Annotated in this window: 16 protein-coding genes; 4 read left to right on the plus strand and 12 right to left on the minus strand. The window is 68.1% G+C overall.

Annotated features, from left to right (window positions below):
• Positions 1-77 precede the first annotated feature (77 nt).
• Complete coding sequence (locus AC1C2S_RS04105) at positions 78-3,299, minus strand: family 78 glycoside hydrolase catalytic domain (RefSeq protein WP_495351268.1); 3,222 nt, start codon at positions 3,297-3,299, stop codon at positions 78-80.
• Positions 3,300-3,492: 193 nt separating this feature from the next.
• On the opposite strand from AC1C2S_RS04105, the gene AC1C2S_RS04110 reads away from it, so the two are divergent.
• On the plus strand, positions 3,493-4,482 hold the full coding sequence (locus tag AC1C2S_RS04110) for a LacI family DNA-binding transcriptional regulator (RefSeq protein WP_495351269.1): 990 nt from the start codon (positions 3,493-3,495) through the stop codon (positions 4,480-4,482).
• Between the two features lie 84 nt (positions 4,483-4,566).
• On the opposite strand, the gene AC1C2S_RS04115 is transcribed toward AC1C2S_RS04110, so the two are convergent.
• The 7 genes from AC1C2S_RS04115 to speB all read right to left on the minus strand — a co-directional run bounded on the left by AC1C2S_RS04115 (position 4,567) and on the right by speB (position 11,819).
• On the minus strand, positions 4,567-6,159 hold the full coding sequence (locus AC1C2S_RS04115; protein WP_495351270.1) for an ABC-F family ATP-binding cassette domain-containing protein: 1,593 nt from the start codon (positions 6,157-6,159) through the stop codon (positions 4,567-4,569).
• An 89-nt stretch (positions 6,160-6,248) separates the two neighbouring features.
• Positions 6,249-7,028, minus strand: coding sequence for a TetR/AcrR family transcriptional regulator (locus AC1C2S_RS04120; protein ID WP_495351271.1), 780 nt, complete (start codon positions 7,026-7,028; stop codon positions 6,249-6,251).
• Positions 7,029-7,103: 75 nt separating this feature from the next.
• Positions 7,104-7,862 carry an SDR family NAD(P)-dependent oxidoreductase gene (locus AC1C2S_RS04125; protein WP_495351272.1) on the minus strand — a complete coding sequence of 253 codons (759 nt, stop codon included), beginning with the start codon at positions 7,860-7,862 and terminating at the stop codon, positions 7,104-7,106.
• A gap of 423 nt (positions 7,863-8,285) precedes the next feature.
• Complete coding sequence (locus AC1C2S_RS04130; RefSeq protein WP_495351273.1) at positions 8,286-8,915, minus strand: cyclase family protein; 630 nt, start codon at positions 8,913-8,915, stop codon at positions 8,286-8,288.
• Complete coding sequence (locus AC1C2S_RS04135) at positions 8,908-10,299, minus strand: purine-cytosine permease family protein (protein ID WP_495351274.1); 1,392 nt, start codon at positions 10,297-10,299, stop codon at positions 8,908-8,910. The genes AC1C2S_RS04130 and AC1C2S_RS04135 overlap by 8 nt, the downstream gene beginning before the upstream one ends.
• 44 nt (positions 10,300-10,343) lie before the next feature.
• Positions 10,344-10,778: a nuclear transport factor 2 family protein gene (locus AC1C2S_RS04140; protein WP_495351275.1), complete on the minus strand. Its 435-nt coding sequence runs from the start codon at positions 10,776-10,778 to the stop codon at positions 10,344-10,346.
• A 72-nt stretch (positions 10,779-10,850) separates the two neighbouring features.
• Positions 10,851-11,819 carry an agmatinase gene (gene speB, locus AC1C2S_RS04145; protein ID WP_495353186.1) on the minus strand — a complete coding sequence of 323 codons (969 nt, stop codon included), beginning with the start codon at positions 11,817-11,819 and terminating at the stop codon, positions 10,851-10,853.
• A gap of 82 nt (positions 11,820-11,901) precedes the next feature.
• On the opposite strand from speB, the gene AC1C2S_RS04150 reads away from it, so the two are divergent.
• Entirely contained in the window at positions 11,902-12,486 is a 585-nt protein-coding gene (locus tag AC1C2S_RS04150) for a helix-turn-helix domain-containing protein (protein WP_495351276.1), read from the plus strand.
• A 24-nt stretch (positions 12,487-12,510) separates the two neighbouring features.
• Here the strand turns inward: AC1C2S_RS04150 and AC1C2S_RS04155 are convergent, their stop codons facing one another.
• Positions 12,511-13,512, minus strand: coding sequence for an AraC family transcriptional regulator (locus AC1C2S_RS04155; protein WP_495351277.1), 1,002 nt, complete (start codon positions 13,510-13,512; stop codon positions 12,511-12,513).
• Between the two features lie 137 nt (positions 13,513-13,649).
• Between AC1C2S_RS04155 and AC1C2S_RS04160 the strand changes: the two genes are divergently transcribed.
• Positions 13,650-14,465: an NAD(P)H-binding protein gene (locus AC1C2S_RS04160; protein ID WP_495351278.1), complete on the plus strand. Its 816-nt coding sequence runs from the start codon at positions 13,650-13,652 to the stop codon at positions 14,463-14,465.
• Positions 14,466-14,562: 97 nt separating this feature from the next.
• On the opposite strand, the gene AC1C2S_RS04165 is transcribed toward AC1C2S_RS04160, so the two are convergent.
• Positions 14,563-15,852, minus strand: a complete 1,290-nt coding sequence (locus tag AC1C2S_RS04165) for a DUF2254 domain-containing protein (protein ID WP_495351279.1) — start codon at positions 15,850-15,852, stop codon at positions 14,563-14,565.
• 277 nt (positions 15,853-16,129) lie between these two features.
• Here AC1C2S_RS04165 and AC1C2S_RS04170 point away from each other — a divergent pair, with 277 nt between their 5' ends.
• Complete coding sequence (locus tag AC1C2S_RS04170) at positions 16,130-17,176, plus strand: NADPH:quinone reductase (protein ID WP_495351280.1); 1,047 nt, start codon at positions 16,130-16,132, stop codon at positions 17,174-17,176.
• Here AC1C2S_RS04170 and AC1C2S_RS04175 read toward each other — a convergent pair.
• Complete coding sequence (locus AC1C2S_RS04175; protein WP_495351281.1) at positions 17,173-17,886, minus strand: ABC transporter ATP-binding protein; 714 nt, start codon at positions 17,884-17,886, stop codon at positions 17,173-17,175. The genes AC1C2S_RS04170 and AC1C2S_RS04175 overlap by 4 nt on opposite strands.
• Complete coding sequence (locus AC1C2S_RS04180) at positions 17,883-19,655, minus strand: branched-chain amino acid ABC transporter ATP-binding protein/permease (RefSeq protein ID WP_495351282.1); 1,773 nt, start codon at positions 19,653-19,655, stop codon at positions 17,883-17,885. Before AC1C2S_RS04180 ends, AC1C2S_RS04175 begins: the two co-directional genes overlap by 4 nt.
• Position 19,656 lies beyond the last annotated feature (1 nt).

Genomic DNA, 19,656 nt, shown 5'->3' on the forward strand with positions numbered 1-19,656 from the left:
ACGTTTCACCACAATCTAGCGGATGTCTCGAGTGTGTCAAGTGTCTCCGGAAGAAATCGATTCATTTGGCCTCACGCTCACCACGTTCGGGCCGTGGTGCTGAAACCGACGTCGCTGAGATGAAATCCAGAACGGATGCCGTTCTCGGCCGGGTAGACGGCCAGGGCGTTGTCTGCAGCATCATTGCGATATTCCAGGCCGACTTCGATCGCGACGACCTCGACCGTGCCTTCGAGCCCCGTTCCGTCGAGATCGGCGGTGTCGACCGCGACGCGGTTCCATCCCGCCGGCCAGAGGGCGCCAGAGCTCGATCTGGTCTCGCCATTGCTCAGGTGCAGAAGGAGGTATGGGGCGGCGACCCGATCCGGCCCGGCAAGGCACTGGTCGACCAGCGCGTAGAAGAATGTGGTGCCGGCGACCGGAATCCCAGCGGGAGGCGTGAGAACCACAGTCGGAGCGAGGTCTTCGCCGCCGACCGCTGTGGCTACGACCTTGAGTACGGCATGGTCGGGCTGCTCGTGCGGCACGGGCATGCATCTGAGCCGCGGGAGCGCCTCGATCGTGGGGGCGGCCCGGCCCGGAGAGACCTGCGACTCTGCGAGCAGGGTGCGAGAGCCGATCACATCCGCTCCAGTGGGAGCATGAGGAGGCGTCGCCCGCGTCTGCTCCCCGAGTGAGGGAAGCGGAGCGCCGGACTCGGTCGCCTCGGCGTGCGTCTCGACGGTGAAGCTATGTCTCCCCGGTGGCAAGACGGCATCCGCTCGCCCGGCGAGCACGAGGGTGCCCTCGCTGCCGGGCGGCACGGTGATCTCGAAGTGCGTGGCCGAACCGGTGCGGGCGTAGCCGATCGCCACGTCGCCGCGCACGGTCTCGGTGCGCAGCTCGAGTCTGGTCACTTCGGCGACGAATTGCGGTTCGATTCGAAACCTGGTGTACCCGGGCGCCGTCGGCTGCAGCCCGGCCAGGCCATTCCAGGCCCAGGCGGCGAACGGGCCGCCCAGCCCGACGTGGTTGAGGGAACCCGTGCCGGTGTTGGTCGGATCGATCCACCAGCATTCCCAGAACGTGCCGGGACCGGAGGTCAGCATCGCGCCGATTCCCGGCGCCTCTGGCTGGACGAGGATGTCGGAGATGACCTGTGATCTCCGAGACATGGTGAGCGCCCGCACCACGGTGCGGGTTGTGGCGAAGCCGCTCGACACGCGGTTGTCCCGTTCCCGGACGAGCTCGACAAGCCGGTCGCCGGCTCGCTGCGCTTCCGGACCCGTCAGGATGCCTGCCTCGATGGCGACGGCGTACGACCCCTGCGAGCCGTTCCCGAATGTTCCCGACGCGGGGTCGAAGAACATTCGGCGGGCGGATGCGCGGAGCGCTTCGGCGGCGGCGCGACGCTGAGAGGCGGCATCCGTCTCACCGGTCGCCTCCTCGAGATCGGCGAGCGCCAGGAGGCAGTCGATCACCGCTCCGGTGTGGTGAATGGGCGGTGGCGTCTGCTCGAGCGCCAGCCAGTCATGACCGTAACTGATGGGGGAACGGGAGACGACGCCGTCGGCGTCGGTGCAGCTGAGCTGAAAATCCGCCCATCTGCGCAACGTCGGAAGCGCCCGTCGGATGAGCCGGAGGTCGCCGTAATGCAACAGGTGGCCCCGCAGCAGGCGATGCAGCGCCGACCCCCAGACCGGGTCTGAAGGCATGCGGCTCGCGTGCAGGTCTGGGGAAACCGCCGGGAGTTGCCCGTCGGGTTGCTGGCTCGTCTCGAGATCGGCGATCCACTTGTCGAGGAAGGTGGCGCTATCGAAGGCGGCAAGCTCATACTCGGCAACGGATGCCGTGTCCCCCGTCCAGGCGGCCTGCTCACGGGTGGGGCAGTCCTCCGGGACCCCGTGCACGTTGTTCAGGAGTGTTCGGGTGGCCATCGTGAGCAGGCGATCGATTGTGGGGCTGTCGGTCGAGATGAATCCGGCCGGTGCAAGGTCGGTGTGCATCGATGAGGCGGTGACGGTGATGATCGCGTCGTCGGGCAGTCCCCGAACCTCCAGGTAGCGGAAGCCGTGGTACACGAACCACGGCTCGTGCGTCTCGTCCGTCGCACCACTCGCGACGTATTCGACCAGCTGCCGCTCGCGGCCGTCGTCATATGGCATCGTGAGATTCGTCGTGTCGATATGACCCTGACCGTCGATGTGCTCGCCGTGCAGCACCTGGATGACCGTGCCTTCCGGCACGTTCTGGTGCACGACCAGCTTCGATCTGCCCGCGATGTTGACGCCGACGTCGAACAATCGGGAACCGGCGGAGCGGGCTGTCTCGACGGGCGCGAAGGTGTCAACCGTGCGCAGGGGCGGGGTCGGGTCCGAGGTGACCTCGAGTGGCGGCGTCGCCGGTGACGCCGGCAGCGCCTTCGGTTCGAGGATGATCGGGGGCGCCAGCCGCGGCAATCCGGTCGCCGTTGCGCTCGCATCGTGCCGCTCGAGGTAGAAGGGCTCGTCGACGTCGACCTCCGACGCGGTGACCTCGGAGTCCGCACCCGGGGCGACCCGAGTGATCCGGCCATCCTCGTGCCAGATCAGCAGTTCGGCGAGCAACCGGGGCTGCTCGCCGGTGCGAGCCCATTCCCCGAGTCCGGCGACGAACGCGAGCGTGTTCGCACCCCCGGTCTCGTCGGCCACCTCGATGTCGCTGGCCACCGTGAGCGATTCGGTGACGTCGTAGCTTCTGAAGAGAGCCCGCACGAAGTCCGTTCTCGTCGGGTCCATCCGGTCGGGGTTGACGACGGTTCCATTCACCCAGGCGCGCATGACCCCCTGGCCGGTGAGATACAGTCGTGCCCGCGCCACCGGCGCTTCGAGGCGGAAGCGGGTAACGATGCGCGAACGGTGGGGAACCGACAACCACTGCGCCTGCCAGTCGGAGAGGTCGAACGGGCCGGTCTCGAGGCTCGAGTCCGCCCATGGCGACCACCGACCGTCATGCGCCTGCACCCGCACGCGCCAGTCGTAGGCGGAATGCGGCTCGAGGTCGCGACTGACGACGACTTCGGTGGCGTCCGATCTGATCGTTCCCGAGCTCCACATCGATCGGTTCGAGGTGTCATGTACTTCGACTTCGAACCCCACTGTGCCCTGAGGACCGAGTTCGGCGTCGAGCTTCCAGGTCAGCCGGGGCCTCATCGACGACACCGTCAGCACCAGACTGTCGTCGTGACCCCGCTCGCCGGAGCGGCCATCGGCCCGCAGCGAAAGAGGAGCGCCGAGGGCTGCCTTGCGCTCCGCTGCAACCGTGCTGCTCGGTCGATTCATCGTCTGGTGTCTCCTCGCAGGTGCGGCACGCGGTGAAACGTATCACAGGCGAGGGCGAATCACGAGCGACCAAATTCCCGCAATAGCAGTGCCCCCGGGTCATTAATCGATATGATTGGTCGACAGCGACGTCCACTCGATCGATGGCGTTGCGCGAACCGCGGGAGCGATACATTTGGTCAGTATTCGAGATGTGGCGCAGCGCGCAGACGTGTCCATCGGCACGGTCTCCAAGTATCTGAACACTCCGCACCGAGTGGCGCCAGACACGAAGAAGCGCATCGGCAAGGCGATCCGCGACCTCGGCTTCGTGCGAAACGAGGCGGCCAGGCAACTCCGCGCCGGTGCGAGCAGAACCCTGGCGTTCGTGGCTCTGGAATTGAACAACCCGTTCTTCGGCGATGTCGCCGACGCGATGGAGCGGCGGGCAGCTCAGAACGGGCTCTTCCTGTTCATCGTGAGCAGCAACGGTGACCCTGAACGCGAGGGTCAGTACATCGAGATGTTCGTGCAGCAACGCGTCTACGGCGTGATCCTGGCTTCCGGCATGACCAGGGAGCGAGAGCTCGAGCTGCTGTTCACGCGCCGAATACCGACGGTGCTGGTCGATGCGTACGGCAGCTCCGATCGGTTCTCATCGACATCGGTCGATGACTTTCTCGGCGCAGAACGGGCTGTGACGCACCTGATCGAACAGGGCTGTCGCTCGATCGCCTTCGTCGGCGGTGAGATTCAGATTCACCAGATCAACGAGAGGTTGCGTGGAGCTCGCGCCGCCGTCGCGGCGCATCCGGGAGTCGACCTCGAGGTCATTCCGACGGTTGAGCGTTCTGTTCACGCCGGACTTGCCGCGGGCGAACAACTGCTCGGCAGGGCGAGAAGGAACCGCCCAGACGGCATCTTCGCCGCAAACGACTCGCTTGCGATGGGAATCATGCAGGCGATCTCGGCAGGTTCCGACCTTCGCATTCCGGAGGATATCGCCGTCGTCGGTTACGACGACATCGACTTCGCCTCCTCGGCGGCCGTACCGCTCTCGACGGTTCGGAGACCGAGGGAGGTGTTCGGTCGGAGCGCCGTCGACCTCGTGAGGGACCAGGCGGATTCCACGGAGGCGCTACCCGTGCGCAGCATCGTGATCCAGCCGGAGCTCATCGTGCGGGCCAGTTCGAGGCGCAGCTGATCAGGTTCGTCTCGTTGTCGCCACCGAGAGTGCGGGTTCGCACGGTGAAACTGGCACGATGTGAAGCCGGCGGGAGCCGGCGGCTCAGAGCGCCCCGGTTGCCGCCGTCTCGATGACTCGGGGCGTGCCATCGAAGACGAGCAGCCGGTCGGCGAGCTTGTCGACGAAGAACCGGTCGTGGCTCACCACGACCACCGCGCCCGGGAAGTGCGTGAGCGCGCGCTCCATCACCTGCGTGCTCGTGATGTCGAGGTGGTTCGTCGGCTCATCGAGCACGATCACCGCGGCCCCCGAGAGCAGGCACTGCGCGATCGCGACCCGGGCGCGCTGACCGCCCGAGAGTGTGCCGATCTTCTGCTGCAGGTCGGCATCGGAGAACTGCAGCATCGCGAGGAACCGGTTCACGCTCTTCTTCGTCGCGGTGAACGCGAGCGAGTCGGGGTAGGCGTTCACTGCGTGCCCGACCGTGTCCTCGAGATCGAGCGACGCGTAGACCCGGTTGTACGAGACGAACCTCGCACCCTTCGCCCAACGCACCGTCCCGGCATCCGCTTCGGTCCCACCGGTGAGCACGTCGAGCAGCGTCGACTTGCCCGAACCGTTGGAGCCGAGCACCGCGACCCGGTCGCCGCGCTGCAGGTCGAATGAGAGTCCCTCGAAGAGCGGCGCGCCGTTGAATCCCTTCGAGAGCCCGGTCACGGTCAGCAGGTCGTTGCTGACCCGCAGCCCGTCGTAGATGCCCGTGATGATCTGGTCGATCGGGCGCGGCGCCTGCCGCTTCTTGATGTCTGCGAGCCGGCGGGCGACCGCGTTCGACGGATTGCGAGCAGCTTCGCGGCGTGCAGCGGATGCTGCCTGCTCGTAGGCCAGCAGCTCCTCTTCGTGCGCGAACTGGCGCTCGAGCATCTTCAACCTCGACTGCTTCGCGTGCACGTAGGCGGAGTAGTTGCCCTCGTACTCCTGCAGGCGATAGTTCTCGATCTCGACGATTCGGGTGACGACCCCGTCGAGGAACTGACGGTCGTGCGAGACCACGAGCACTGCGCCGGCGAAGCCGCCGAGCCACCCCTCGATCCAGCGCACCCCGTCGAGGTCGAGGAAGTTCGTCGGCTCGTCGAGCAGCAGCACGTCGGGCGCCTGCACGAGAATCTGCGCGAGCGCGGCGCGGTTGCGCCATCCGCCCGACAACCGGTCGACGGGAAGGTGCCGCCGCTCCTCGTCGAAACCGAGGCTCGTGAGCACGGTGTCGATCGTGTTCTCGTAGGTCCAGCCGCCGATCGCGTCCATGCGCTCGAACAGCTCGCCCTGCTCGGAGAGCAGGCGCGTCATCGCCGTGTCATCCATGGGCTCGGCGAGCTGCATGCCGATCGCGTCGAGCCGGGCCTGCGTCTCGTGCACGGCGGCGAAGTGGCCGCTCAACGTCTGCTGCACGCTCAGTTCGCCGTCGAGTTCGGAGAACTGCGAGAAGTACCCGATCGTGGTGCCGAGGGTGGCGTCGACGGTGCCGCCCGACGGCTGCTGCCGCCCGAGCACGAGCTCGAGGAACGTCGTCTTGCCTGTGCCGTTCTTGCCGATGAGCCCGACGCGATCGCCCTTCCGCAACTTGAGGAACGCCTCCCGCAAGACGGGTCGCCCGTCGAATTCCATGCTCACGTCGTTCAGGCGGATCAGGCTCACTGGGGTCCTTGCGTCGGGGCGGGGCGATGAGGGCGAGACGGATGCCTCGAGCCGGCGCGTTCGAGATGGCACTGCCGCGCCGGGCGAGTCTACCTGCCGTCGATGGGGGGCGAGCCCGAGGCATCCACTGCTCGGTCGAGGTAATGCTCAACGCCATCGAGGATGCGCGCGAGACCGAAGTCGGCGCCGTCGAAGCTCCGGTCGACGAGCGCGCCGCTCACGAGTGTCGCGTGCAACGCGGGGAAACGCTCTGCCGTGACGAGTTCGCCCAACAGCCGCGCCTCGGCACGCACGACCTGCACGGGCGGCTCGCCGGTCTCCCCCGAGCGCTCCTCGTACCCCCGCTCGACCGCGGCGCGGAATCGTGCATGCCCCGTGACCTCGAGCACGACGGCGATGCGCTCCTGCCCGGTCAAGCCCGTGCCGTCGAGCGCGGCGAGCCCGGCGTCGAACCAGGCGAGGTTGTTCGGGGTGCTCGTGATGCCCTGGATCGCGATGTCGAGCATCCACGGGTGGCGCCGGTAGACCGCGACGGATGCCGCGGCGTGGGCTTCGAGCCCCGCCCGCCACCCCGTCGCGCGAGCCACGGAGTCGGGCGGCGAACCCATGGCCCGCTCCTGCAGGAGCACCACGAGCGTGTCTTTCGAACCGACGTAGCGGTAGAGCGACATCGCGGTCAGGCCGAGTTCCGAGGCGACCGAGGGCATGGTCACCGCATCGATGCCATCGGCGTCGGCGATGGCGAGTGCAGTGCCGAGCACTTGGTCGAGGGTGAACTCGCGCTTCGGACCGCGCTGGGACGCCGGCACCCTGCCCCAGGCGAGGGCGAGTTCCGCCGGAAGGTCGGGGACCACCGAGTCGTCAGCCACGGCACCCTCCTCAGCTCGGCCCGTTCCAGCTTAGGCGCGGCGCCGGGGCCGGTATCGCCCCGGCCCCGGCCTCACTCAGGCCGCAGACCAGCCACCGTCGGAGGCGAGGATGACGCCGTTGATGTTCGCAGCGGCGTCGCTGGCGAGCCACGCGACCGTGCCGGCGATCTGCTCGGCGGTGGCCGGCGGCGACATCGTCGCCTGCATGATCGGGCCGACCCGACCGGGGCCGTACTCGGACTTCAGCGACATGTCGAGACCCGTCACGACGGCGCCCGGCGCCACGGCGTTGGTGCGGATTCCCTGCGGCCCGTACATGACGGCGCAGCTCTTGGTGAGTCCGGCGACTGCATGCTTCGAGGCCGTGTACGCGGCGCCGCCGACCGAGCCGCGGAACGCGGCCTCTGAGGCGATGTTCACGATCACGCCCGACGCGCGCTGACGCATCAGGGGCACGGCCGCGCGGGTCGTGCGCAGCACCGCGGTGACGTTGATGTCGAAGATGCGTTGCCAGGTGGCGTCGTCGACCTCGTCGGCCGGCACGACGCCGTCCATGACGCCGGCGATGTTGGCGAGCACGTCGATCCTGCCCGCTGCGGCTTCGACGAGCTCTCGCACGGTCGCCTCCTGCGTGATATCGCCGGTGACGATGCGCACGTCGTACTCGCTCAGGTCGGCGGCGAGGTCGCGCAGGGGGTCGGCGGCGACATCGGTCGCGACGACCGTCGCGCCTTCACGCGCGAGGATCTGCGCTGTGGCCCAGCCGATGCCGGAGCCGGCTCCGGTCACGATGGCGGTTCGGTCGGTGAAGCGGGCAGTGCTGCGGTCGGTCATGGTGTCCTCAGGGTCGGTGGCTGTTTCTCGTACTGTCGTAAACAGTATATGCACATACTAGTTACTCAACGAATTCGCCGATTCTGGAGCCCGCGCCTCTCGGCGCTCGACACTGAGATCGCCCGCGGCAAACGCAACCGACGTCAGCGGCAGAAAGAGAACGAGGAGGAACTGCAATGAGCGACTACACGACCGAGGCCGACCGGCTTCCCGCCACGTGGGAATTCGGCGGCGGAACGAGCGAGCTGAGCGTCGCACTCGCGCCCGAAGGCACCTCGCGTTCGACACCGACGCGCCCCTCGAGACCACCGAATGGGCGACGTCCGCCGACGGGCGCGCCTTCATCCGCGCCTCCGCGACGGCGTGGGGTGATGCGGCGATCGCCGCCGGGGAGCAGCACGACGGCGTTGCTCGCCGCTGCAGTCAGTCGACGAAGGCGACCGCTCGGGCCGGCGCGCCGTCGCCCGCGAGCCGCAACGGGAACACTCCGATGCGCACGCGCGACGGAAGCCCGTCGAGGCCGGTGAGGTTCTCGACGATGAGCCCGTCGCCGCCGAGCACGACCTCGTGCACCGGGAACTCGGTCGTGCCGGCGGCATCGGTGGGATCGGGGCTCAGGGTGTCGACGCCGAGCACGTGCATGCCCCGTTCGACGAGCAGGCGCGCCGCGTCGACGCCGAGCGCTGGATGTCGCAGCGCGCGGGCCGTGCCGAAGTGCCGCGCCCACCCGGTGTCGACGACGACGATCGACGGCACCCGTTCAGGCAGTTCGCCGAGCTCGTCGACGCCGATCGTCGCCCGGTCGGCGAGCCCCGGCACGTGGATCACGAGCGCGTCGCCGACGAGCTCCTCGAGCGCGACCAGGTCCATCGTCCGCCCACCAGCCACGGTGTGGGCGGGCGCGTCGATGTGCGTTCCGGTGTGCGACCCGAGGTGGAGCGACGTGACGGCGGCGCCGTCGCGCTTCAGCTTCAGCGCAGGCGAGAGCTCGACCGAAGGGTCGCCCGGATACACCTGCATGCCGGTGCGCAGCCGATGGCTCAGGTCACGCATGCGGTGCGGGCTCCGTCGTGGCATCCGCCAAGTGCTCGCTCCTCGCAGGCTGCGTCGACGAACGCTCGCGCAGCGACACCAGCAGGTAGAGCACGAACGTGATCACGAATGCCGGGATCGTCGCACCGACCGGCGTCGGCCACACGTACGTGAAGACGTACGCCGCGACCGCGCCGATGAGCCACACGACCACCGCGGCCCAGTTCACACCCGCGAGGTACCAGTACCGGCCGTCGCGGGCGCGCAGGATGTCGGGGGTGTAGTCGCCGCGTTTCACGATGTAGTAGTCGGCGATCATGATCGCGAACACTGGTGCGAAGAGCGCGCCGATCGTGACGAGGAAAGTCGTGAACTGGCCCAGCAGGCCGAACCAGGTCGACCCGACGATCGAGATGACGCCCACGATGAGCGCGGTCGGCAGGAACTTCAGCTTCTTGCCGCCCGGCACGGCGTTCACGATCGTCGTGACCATGCCGTAGACGACCATCGTGTTCGTGGCCATGACCGACAGGAAGATCACGACCGCCAGCGGAGCGCCGAACGGTTCGACGATCGTCACCGGGTCGAACGGGATGGCCTCGCCGCCCGAGAGCACGACGTAGCCGATCGCGGTGGCACCGACGGTCATCGAGATGACCGTCGAAAGCGTGTAGCCGACCCCCGAGCCGACGATGCCGGCCCTGCTCGATTTCGCGAAGCGGTTGAAGTCGGCCGAGAGCACCGTCCACGAGATCGCCGTGGCGATGACGACGTCGAGCACGAGGATCGGGGTGTAGCCGATCGACTGGTCGGCCGGAATCGCGAGGAACTCCGCCGGCGCGTAGGTTGTGAACGCGACCACGAAGATGTAGGCGATGATGCCGAGGATGAGCACGGCGAGCCACGGTTCGACGCGGGCGATGCCCGTGTGGCCGAAGATCGCGAGGATCACGACGAGGGTCTGGCAGAGCACCGCGAACATGATCGGGCTCGAGAAGCCGGTGACGGATGCCACGAGGAAGTCGAGCGCGATGCCGGCGAGCATCGCCTGCACCCAGCTCCAGCCCATGAGGATGATGACGTTCGCGGCCACCGGCAGGAGGCTGCCGCGCGTGCCGAACGGCCCGCGGGTGAGCGCCATCGTCGGCATGCCGGTGCGCGTGCCGATGTTGCCGACGGTCACGAGCACCGCGGCGCCGAGAATCGTGCCGACGATGATCAGCATGATGACGAGGCCGTAGTCGACGCCGGGCACGAACAGCGTGCCGGTGAGCAGGGTCGTCACCACGAGGTTCGCGGCGAGCCAGATCATGCCGATGCGAGGCAGCGACAGGGTGCCGCGCACGGGGCCGGCATCATCGGAGTGTTCCTCGAGGTAGTGCTCGAGTCGGGAGTAGAGCGACATTGCCAGGTCTCCTCGGTGAGTGGTGGGTCGGGTTCGGGTGGTGGTCAGGACGCGTCGGCCGTGTCGGGCATCGGCGAGAGGTGCTCGTGCACGGCGACGAGGCGCGGCGATGCGGCATCCGTCGCCCCCTCGGCGCGGAAGACGATGGTTTCGCGCTCGCGGTAGGACTCGGTGCCCTCGCCGGTGTCGACGGTCGTCGCGACCGAGTGCGTGAACACCGCGCCGCCGGGGAACGTCTGCACGAGCGGGTCGCTCGACGCGCACGAGACGACGCGCCAGCCACCGTCGACCCAGCCCGCCCAGAGCCGCTCGTAGGCGGCCCGGTCGGCGAGCCGCTCAGGCTCCGTGTGGAAGAGGAAGCTCGCGTCGGGGGCGAAGGCTGCGAAGTAGCGCTCGCCGTCGGTCGCGGCGAAGGCGTCGACGATCTCGGATGCCGCCGCCAGCACCGCCTCGCGACTCGGTTCGGACTGCTCGGTCATCGGTGGGGCTCCTTCGCCTCGGGTTCTTCGGTCGTGTCGGGTGTGATGGCGGGTTCGCTGGGGCCGCGGAGGCTATGCGCGTGGCGCCATGGCGCTGATGAGCTCGTAGGCGACGTGACTCGCCGCGACGGCGGTGAGCTGGGCGTGGTCGTAGGCGGGCGCGACCTCGACGACGTCGGCGCCGACGATGTTGCGGTCGGCGAGTGAGCGGATCATGCGCAGCAGTTCGCGGCTCGTCAGCCCGCCGGCCTCGGGAGTGCCGGTGCCCGGGGCGTGCGCGGGGTCGAGCACATCGATGTCGATCGAGATGTAGAGCGGCGCCTCGCCGATGCGGGCGCGCATGCGGTCGATCGCCGCGGCAAGTCCGTGCTCTTCGAGGTACTCGCTCGTGATGATCGAGAAGCCCAGGCGCTCGTCGTCTTCGAGGTCGCTCTTCGCGTAGAGCGGGCCGCGGATGCCGACGTGCATGCTCGCAGTGAGATCGATGAGGCCCTCCTCCGACGCGCGGCGGAATGGCGTGCCGTGCGTGGTCGGGGCACCGAAGTAGGTGTCCCAGGTGTCGAGGTGCGCGTCGAAGTGCAGCACCGCGACGGGGCCGTGCTTCGCGTGCACTGCGCGCAGCAGCGGCAGCGCGATGGTGTGGTCGCCGCCGATCGCCACGAGCTTGTCGGCGTGCTCGGCGAGCTCCCTCGCGCCCGCCTCGATCTGGCTCACGGCCTCGGCGATATCGAAGGGATTGGCAACGATGTCGCCGGCGTCGGCCACTTGCTGCGCGCCGAACGGGAAGACGTCTTGCGCGGGGTTGTAGGGGCGAAGAAGGCGCGAGGCCTCGCGCACGTGAGCCGGGCCGAACCGGGCGCCTGGGCGGTAGCTCACGCCGCTGTCGAAGGGTACGCCCGCGATCGCGACGTGGGCTCGAGCGACCTCGTCGAGGCGCGGGAGGCGTGCGAAGGTCGCGATGCCGGCGAAGCGCGGCACGACGCTCGCGTCGACCGGGCCGCGGATGCCGCCGTCGTGCGGTTCTTCGGGAGAGAGTTGCATATTACTAAACTTCCAGTACTCTTGAGGAAACTTGCGGCCACTGTATGCCGCATTCGCCGTCGCCGTCAAGGGAAGATCCACGATGCGTCCCATCCACCCCAGTGCCGACGCGATCGGCACGCCGATCGGCGCGAAGCTGCGCAGCGCTCGCATCGCACAGGGGCTCACGCTCGCCCAGATCGCCGAATCGAGCGGACTCAGCAAGGGATTCCTCAGCCGCGTCGAACGCGACGAGACCTCGCCGAGCGTCGCCACCCTCGTGCAGCTCTGCCAAGTGCTCTCGCTGCCTGTCGGCGCGCTCTTCGCCGAGCCCGAGATCCAGCGCATTACGCACGCCGACGCGCCGCATATCAACCTCGGCGGCGTCGACGTCAGCGAACGCCTCATGTCGCCGCGCGGCGAATCGCGAGTGCAGCTCATCCGCTCCGCCCTCGAACCCGGCGCACACGGAGGGCACGAGCTCTACACCGTGAACTGCGACGTCGAGGTGCTCCACGTCATTGCCGGAGCGGTCACCGTGCGATTCGCCGACCGCTCCGTGCGACTCGAGACCGGTGACGCGCTGACGTTCCCGGGCCGGGAGCCGCACACCTGGCACGCGGAGGATGCCGCATCGGCCGAGGTCTGCTGGATTCTCGCACCCGCGCCCTGGAGTGGCTCGGCCTGAACTCCCGCCGCGAACCTCGATGCGTCAGGTGGACGCCCCCCGAGGCGTGGGCCGCGCCGGAACCAGCTGCAGACCGACCGTTGAATTCATCCGCCGAACAGCACCGGGTGTCACACCGTGGCGACGCTTGAACGCTCGACTGAATGCGGCCTCCGAGGAGTAGCCGACCCGACTCGAGATCGATGCGATCGGATCGGTCGTGCGGGTGAGCTCCGAATGCGCCTGTTGCAGCCGCCAATCGGCGAGATAGCGCATCGGTGGTTCTCCGACGAGGGTCGTGAACCGCTCGGCGAAGGCCGAGCGCGACATGTTGGCCTGCCGGGCGAGTTCCACGAGGGTCCAGTCGTGATCCGGTCGGGCGTGCATGCGACCGAGTGCTCGCCCGACCTGCGGATCGCGAAGGGCTGCGAGCCAGCCGCTCGCCGTCGTCTCGGTGTTGCGCAACCACCAGCGCAGCACCTGGATGACGAGCACGTCTGCCAGCCTCGTCATCACTGCCTCCCCACCGGGTTGGATGTCCTCTGCCTCTCGCGCGAGCATTCGCAGGACGGCCTGGAACGAGCCCGACTCGGTGTCGTCCCAGGCGTCGACGCGAATGAGACCCGGCAGCTCCTCGATCAGGCGGGCGGTGAGCGGGGCGTCGACCTGCATCGCGGCGTAGGCGATCTGAGTGCGATCCCCGCCACCACCGAACCGCATGTGCTCGTACGTCTCGCTGACCTGCTCCACCGGGATATCGAACAGCGGTGTGCTCGAGGCATCCGCTGCGCTCAGGATTCGGTGAGGCACTGCCCTGGTGATGAGCGCCGCACTTCCGGCCTCGAGCGCGTGCCGCTCACCCTCGATCTCGAGGATGCACCGCCCGGCGAGCACGACCGGAAGCATCATGTGCCCATCGAGTGCAGGAAACTCCACACCCCATGGTGCGGAGAGTTCGGCGCGGCAGTAGAGCGCGCCGGTGAACCGAAGGAGATGCAGTCCGTCGCCGAGCTGATCGCCTGCGCCGGGATTACGGGGATTGACCATGCGTCCACACTGGCATGCCGAACAGCCAGAAATCCCAGTTCATGGACGATCAGCATAGAAGTACGAACTTCCGGCGATTGTACGTCCGCGTCGCTGGGGCGAGAGTGGACGACAAGACAACGAAGAGGAGTTCCACCATGACCCCGACCATCGCCGTGATCGGCGCCACCGGAAAGACCGGTCGCCGCATCGCACCCCTGCTCGACGCACAAGGACACGCAGTGCGCCGCCTCGCCCGCAACACCAGCCCGGCCTTCGACTGGGAGCGCCCGGAGGGATGGGCGGCGGCACTCCGCGACGTCGATCGGCTGTACGTCGCCTACGTGCCCGATCTCGCGGCGCCCGGATCGGAACTCGCCATCACCCGCCTCATCGAGGTCGCACGCGACGCCGGCGTACGACGCATCGTGCTGCTCTCGGGCCGCGGCGAAGACGGCGCACGCCGGTGCGAAGACATCCTGTTCGCCTCGGGCATTCCGGCGACGGTCGTGCGTGCGAGCTGGTTCATACAGAACTTCACCGAAGGCGCACTGAGCGACGCGGTGGGAACCGGAGTGCTCGCGCTTGCGGCAGGGGGTGTGCGCGAGCCGTTCATCGACGTCGACGACATCGCCGAGGTGGCCGTGGAAGCGCTCACCGGCGAGGGCCACGAAGGCCGCGTCTACGAGGTGACGGGTCCGCAGTCGCTCACGCTCACGGAGGTGGCGGCACTGTTGTCCGAGATCAGCGGACGCGAGGTCGGCTACATTCCCATGGGATTCGACGACTTCCATGCCGCCGTCGCCTCCGAGCAGGGGCCGGAGGTCGCGACGCTGCTCACCGAGCTGTGCCGTGAGGTGTTCGACGGTCGCAACGAGAGCACCACCGAAGGTGTCGCCGAAGCGCTCGGCCGCAGCCCCCGCGACGTGCGCGCAGTGCTCACCGAGGCGGCCTCGGCGGGAGCCTGGGCATGAGGTCCGGAATGTTTCACTGAATCCGAGTCGTTCGTCGTCTCACTGCTGACGGCCGTGCTGTTCGGCGACGCGGTCCAGCTCGGTGGATTCTTCTCCGTCACGCTGGCCTGCGCTGCTCATCGACCGCCGCGCCGATCCCACTGCCGTCGATGCCGGAAGCAAGCTCGATATCGCTGTCGTCGTCGTACCGTCTCTCGACAGCAGCGAGCAGGAGGCCGCGCTGCAGCTCCAGTGGCGGGCGCCGGTCCTCATGAGCCACGGTGAGCAGATCGTCGAGGGCTGAGTGGATGCGGCGGGCCACCTGCGGCGAGCCGACGCCGGCAAGTCGCACCTCGGTGAAGGCCAGGGTGACGTAGTCGCCCCACGACATCACTTTCTCCGTCAGGCGCAACTCCCCGTCCTCATCGTGGTGGCGACCGTCCGGAAACTCCCGCCTGACCAGCTCACGCAGGCAGTCGTGCAGACGGTCGATGGCCTGCACCGCCGTGGTCGGGTCCTGCCACGGCGCGTCGGAGAGTGCACGGATGGCCATGTCGACCAGCAGTCGCATCCCGTAGGCGACGTCGTGCTCCAACGTGCGCTCCGGGCGGAGCACGATGGCCCCGTGCACCTTCCGGCGGTCGAGACGCGCAGGGTCACCGTGAACAGTGAACAACCGCCCGCCGGACGGCACGAAATCGCCGAGGGCGGGGACGAGCTCCAACGCGCAGCCGGCCCGCCGCGCGGCCGCGACGAGCTTCTTATACCTGACCGACGTGACGACGCCGGACTGTTCTGCCACGACGACGGTCGCGTCGACGACATCGGGCACCGGCTCCTCGTTCGGGTAGACCTTGTTCACCATCTTGCGGGTGTTGTCCCCCGCGATCTCCACGAGCGCCGAGACCCGCAGCGCCTGGCCGATGTGGTGGATGTACACCACGAGAACAGCGATGCTGACCAGGGAAAGCAGGAACGTCGTGACGATCGCGACGCCCGGCACCTGGCCCGGATCACCGCCGACACCGATCCGGACCTCTCGGATCGTCAGGAGCGTGTGGACGAACGTCGCGACGAACAGGCCGATGGCGAACTGGCTCGGGCGGTCTCGGAGCAGCCGCTGCACGATACGCGGGGAGAACTGCCCCATCGCGAGCTGCACCACGACCAAGACGATGGTCAGCACCAAGACTGTGAGGTTGACCATCGACGTGGCGACCGTGGTGAGGATCTCCAGAGCGGCCTCGGGGCCGCCGACGATATCTTCAGGCACGAGCTCGTAGCCGGTGGCCCGGTCGATCGCGATCGTCGTAAGGGAAATCACGAACCCGACCAGGACGCACAGAACTGGGATCAACCAGAGCGAGGTCAGGACGTTGCGCAATGCCTTGTAGACCGTGTTCTGCATGCCGCTCCTTCGCGACGTACCCGAGAACGAGCCGAGCCGATCGCCCGTGACTCGACGCTGCGTGCTTGCTCAGGTTCGCGGGGTGACGTCGCCTCAGGCTACTGACGTCCGACGATCGGGGCTATGGGCTTGACGAGTCGCCGATCATGCCCGTCAAGACGATCGGCACCCCCGGGTCACGCAGCTCGGGAGTGAAGTAGATCACGGCGACGAGGCAGGCGGACACGATTTCGAAGCGCCAGGAAGAACCACCGCCCTCACCGCGTTGCCTTCAAGTATGAGAGCGATCGTGTACTCGCAGTCCGGTGATTCATCCGTATTGAACCTGGTGGAGCGCGAACTCCCCGAGCCCGGCGCGGGTGAGGTGCGAGTGCGGATCGTGGTGTCGGGCGTCAACCCCACCGATTGGAAGGCGCGTGCCGGCGGGCGGCCGGGCAGGCCCACCCCGTTCCCCGAGGTCGTCCCCGATCAGGATGGCGCGGGCGTCGTCGATGCGGTCGGCCCCGGCGTGAGTGGCCTCGAAGTCGGCGATCGGGTGTGGCTGTTCCTCGCCGCCCACGAGCGGCCGACCGGCACAGCCCAGGAGGTCACGGTAGTGCCGGCAGAGCGGGTCGTGCCCCTTCCGGATGCCGCGAGCTTCGACATCGGCGCGAGCCTCGGCATTCCCGCGATGACCGCGCACCGTGCCCTCACGGTCGCCGAGGGCGGCCCGTCGCGACTGGGCCCCGGAGCCCTCGACGGTCGCACCGTGCTCGTCGCCGGTGGGGCCGGTGCCGTCGGCCATGCGGCGATCCAGCTCGCCCGCTGGTCGGGTGCGCGAGTCATCACGACCGTGAGCTCGCCCGAGAAGGCAGCACTCGCGACGGCAGCGGGCGCGCACCACGTGGTGAACTACCGGGCGGGCGACACGACCCGTGCCATTCGCGCGATCGCTCCCGACGGCGTCGACATCGTCGTCGAGGTCTCGCCGGCCCGCAACGCCCAGCTCAACTCGAGCGTCATCGCCAACCACGGCACGATCGCCGTGTACGCCACTGACGGCGGCAGCGAGATGGTGCTCGACGTGCGCTTCCACTTCTCGCTGAACGTGCGGTACCAGTTCCTGCTGCTCTACACCGTCGGCGCCGAGCCCCTCGCGGCCGCCGCCGAGGACATCGGGCGAGCGCTCGCCGACGGCGCGCTCGACGTCGGCGAGGCATCCGGACTCCCCGTCACGCGCTTCCCGCTGGAGCGTACCGCCGAGGCGCACGATGCGGTGGAGGCGGGCACCGTGGGCAAGGTGCTCATCGACGTGGCATCGCCGACCGATCGAACCGAGGACTAACTCAATCCCAGGTATGCCTCGATCACGCGCTCGTCTGAGAGCAGGTCGCGCGCCGGACCGGAATGCGTGACCTCACCCGTTTCGAGCACGTAGCCGACATCGGCCGCGGCGAGCGCGCGTCGCGCGTTCTGCTCCACGAGAACGACGGTCGTGCCGGCGTCGCGAATCTCGGCGATCACGGTGAAGACCTGATCGACGATCTTCGGGGCGAGCCCCATCGACGGTTCGTCGAGCAGCAGCACCTCGGGCTCGGCGATGAGCGCCCGTGCAATCGCGAGCATCTGCTGTTCGCCGCCCGAGAGCGCGCCGGCCTGCAGCCTGCGACGCTCCCGGAGGATCGGAAAGCGTTCATACACCCGAGCAATGCTGTCGTGCATCGTTCGACCGCGGTGCCAGCCGCCGAGGCTGAGATTCTCGTCCACCGTCAGCGTGCCGAGAATCTCGCGGCCCTCGGGCACCTGCACGAGCCCAGCCTTGACGAGACGGTGGGCGGGCCACCGCGTGACATCCGCACCGTTGAAGCGAACCACGCCGCTTCGCGGGCGCACGAGACCGGAGATCGCGCCCAGGATCGATGTCTTGCCCGCGCCGTTCGCACCGACGAGCGTGACAAGGGCGCCGCGCTCGACGTCGAACGAGACGTCGCGCACCGCGTCCACGCGTCCGTAGCTCACATGCAGGCCTTCGATGCTGAGGATCGGAGCGCTCATCGTGTCTCCCCCGTTCCGCCTTCGTCGTCATGGGTCGTCGGGTCGACGGCCACCTCCGCGACCACCTCGGCGAGCTCCTCTGCGGCGTACTCGGCTGTCGCGTCGCCGTCGGCTCCGAGATAGGCCTCCAGCACACGCGGGTCGCGCGCGACCTCGGCCGGAGTTCCCTGCGCGATGACCTCGCCGAAGTCGAGCACCATGATCCGATCGCACGTGGCGAGCATCATCCGCACGTTGTGCTCGATGATGAGCACCGCAACGCCGTCGGCTCCCAGCGATCGGATCAGCTCGGAGAGGCGCTCCGCCTCCACCTGGTTCATGCCCGCGGCCGGCTCGTCGAGCACGAGCATCGTGGGATGCGAGGCGAGGGCACGGGCGATCTCCAGCCGACGCTGGTCGCCGTACGACAGGTCACCGGCGGCCGTCGCCGCCTTGTCGCCGAGGCCGACACGGATCAACTGAGCGGATGCCACGGCCGCCGCCTGCCGTTCGAACCTGCGGGCCGACGGGAGGAAGATCAGTCTTCTCAGCAGCGTGTCACGACTGATGCGGTAACCGCCGACGAGCACATTGTCGAGTGCCGAGAGCCGGTCGAAGAGCTTGACCTGCTGGAACGTGCGTGCCACGCCCGCTCGCGCGATTCGGTGCGCCCGCGTCTTGGCGGTGAGCTCGATGCCCAGCACATTGCCCGACCCCGTCGACGGAACGGTCACACCGGTGACCATGTTCACGAGCGTCGTCTTGCCGGCTCCGTTGGGCCCGATCAGGCCGAGCACTTCTGCGCCGGTGAGGGTGAGGTCGACGTCGTGGACGGCTCTCACCCCCCCGTACGATTTGCCGAGACCGTGCAGGCGCATGATCTCCGTGCCTGCCGGCGGAAGCGGGGCGAGTTGCGGCATCGACGCAGGGTCGCTGACGAGCCGGCTCGACGACCTCCACCTTCGCGGGATCAGCCCCGAGAGTCCGCCGGGCAGGAACAGGATGACGACGAGGAGCAGTACTCCCGACACGACCGGTCGTATCCATCCCGCGTCGATGCCGAGACTGCGCTGGAGTTCGGGGAGTGCGGAGAGGAAGATCGAGCCGAGGAGCGGCCCGATGAAGAGCGTCGTTCCGCCCACCACGGCCGTGACCAGGCCGTCGACCGCGGCGGGGAACGAGAACTCGTTCGGGTCGGCGAACCTCGTGAAATGCGTGAAGAGCACCCCGTACAGGCCCGCGACCGCGCCCGCGATGACGAACGACGCCATTCGATATCGGGTCACATTGATGCCCATCGTGGTCGCAGCGAGCTCGTCTTCACGGATCGCCGCGAACGCGCGCCCCATGCGCGAGCCCGACAGACGCCAGAACCAGAAGCCGACGAACGCGAGTGCGATCCACGCCGTCTCGGGGCCGACGAGCTTCGGGAAGCTCATGCCCTGCGCACCGTTCGTCCACGACTGGTTGATCAGGAAGATCCGCACCATCTCGCCGAAGGCGAGCGTCGCGATGGCCAGGAACACTCCGCGCAGTCGCATGACGGGCAACCCGATGATGAACGCTGCGATGACGCCGACCGCCATTCCGAACACGACCCCGACGGCCAGCGGCGGGATGACACCGAACAACGGTTCGGTCGGCACGACGAGGCTCGAAGTGAACGCCGCGAGTGATGCGAGGCCGAGCTGCGCGAGGCTCAACTGGCCGGCGATGAGCACCGCGTAGAAGCTGAAGGCGAGGATCGCCGTCAAAGCGATGAAGGTGAGCAGTGACGAGTACTCGAACATG

Source organism: Agromyces sp. Y782 (assembly GCF_059445405.1).

Coding starts and splice junctions, on each gene's coding strand:
- AC1C2S_RS04105 (WP_495351268.1), bottom strand. CDS start 3,299: ATGAATCGACCGAGCAGCACGGTTGCAGCGGAGCGCAAGGCAGCCCTC.
- AC1C2S_RS04125 (WP_495351272.1), bottom strand. CDS start 7,862: ATGACCGACCGCAGCACTGCCCGCTTCACCGACCGAACCGCCATCGTG.
- AC1C2S_RS04130 (WP_495351273.1), bottom strand. CDS start 8,915: ATGCGTGACCTGAGCCATCGGCTGCGCACCGGCATGCAGGTGTATCCG.
- AC1C2S_RS04135 (WP_495351274.1), bottom strand. CDS start 10,299: ATGTCGCTCTACTCCCGACTCGAGCACTACCTCGAGGAACACTCCGAT.
- AC1C2S_RS04140 (WP_495351275.1), bottom strand. CDS start 10,778: ATGACCGAGCAGTCCGAACCGAGTCGCGAGGCGGTGCTGGCGGCGGCA.
- speB (WP_495353186.1), bottom strand. CDS start 11,819: ATGCAACTCTCTCCCGAAGAACCGCACGACGGCGGCATCCGCGGCCCG.
- AC1C2S_RS04150 (WP_495351276.1), top strand. CDS start 11,902: ATGCGTCCCATCCACCCCAGTGCCGACGCGATCGGCACGCCGATCGGC.
- AC1C2S_RS04155 (WP_495351277.1), bottom strand. CDS start 13,512: ATGGTCAATCCCCGTAATCCCGGCGCAGGCGATCAGCTCGGCGACGGA.
- AC1C2S_RS04160 (WP_495351278.1), top strand. CDS start 13,650: ATGACCCCGACCATCGCCGTGATCGGCGCCACCGGAAAGACCGGTCGC.
- AC1C2S_RS04165 (WP_495351279.1), bottom strand. CDS start 15,852: ATGCAGAACACGGTCTACAAGGCATTGCGCAACGTCCTGACCTCGCTC.
- AC1C2S_RS04170 (WP_495351280.1), top strand. CDS start 16,130: ATGAGAGCGATCGTGTACTCGCAGTCCGGTGATTCATCCGTATTGAAC.
- AC1C2S_RS04175 (WP_495351281.1), bottom strand. CDS start 17,886: ATGAGCGCTCCGATCCTCAGCATCGAAGGCCTGCATGTGAGCTACGGA.
- AC1C2S_RS04180 (WP_495351282.1), bottom strand. CDS start 19,655: ATGTTCGAGTACTCGTCACTGCTCACCTTCATCGCTTTGACGGCGATC.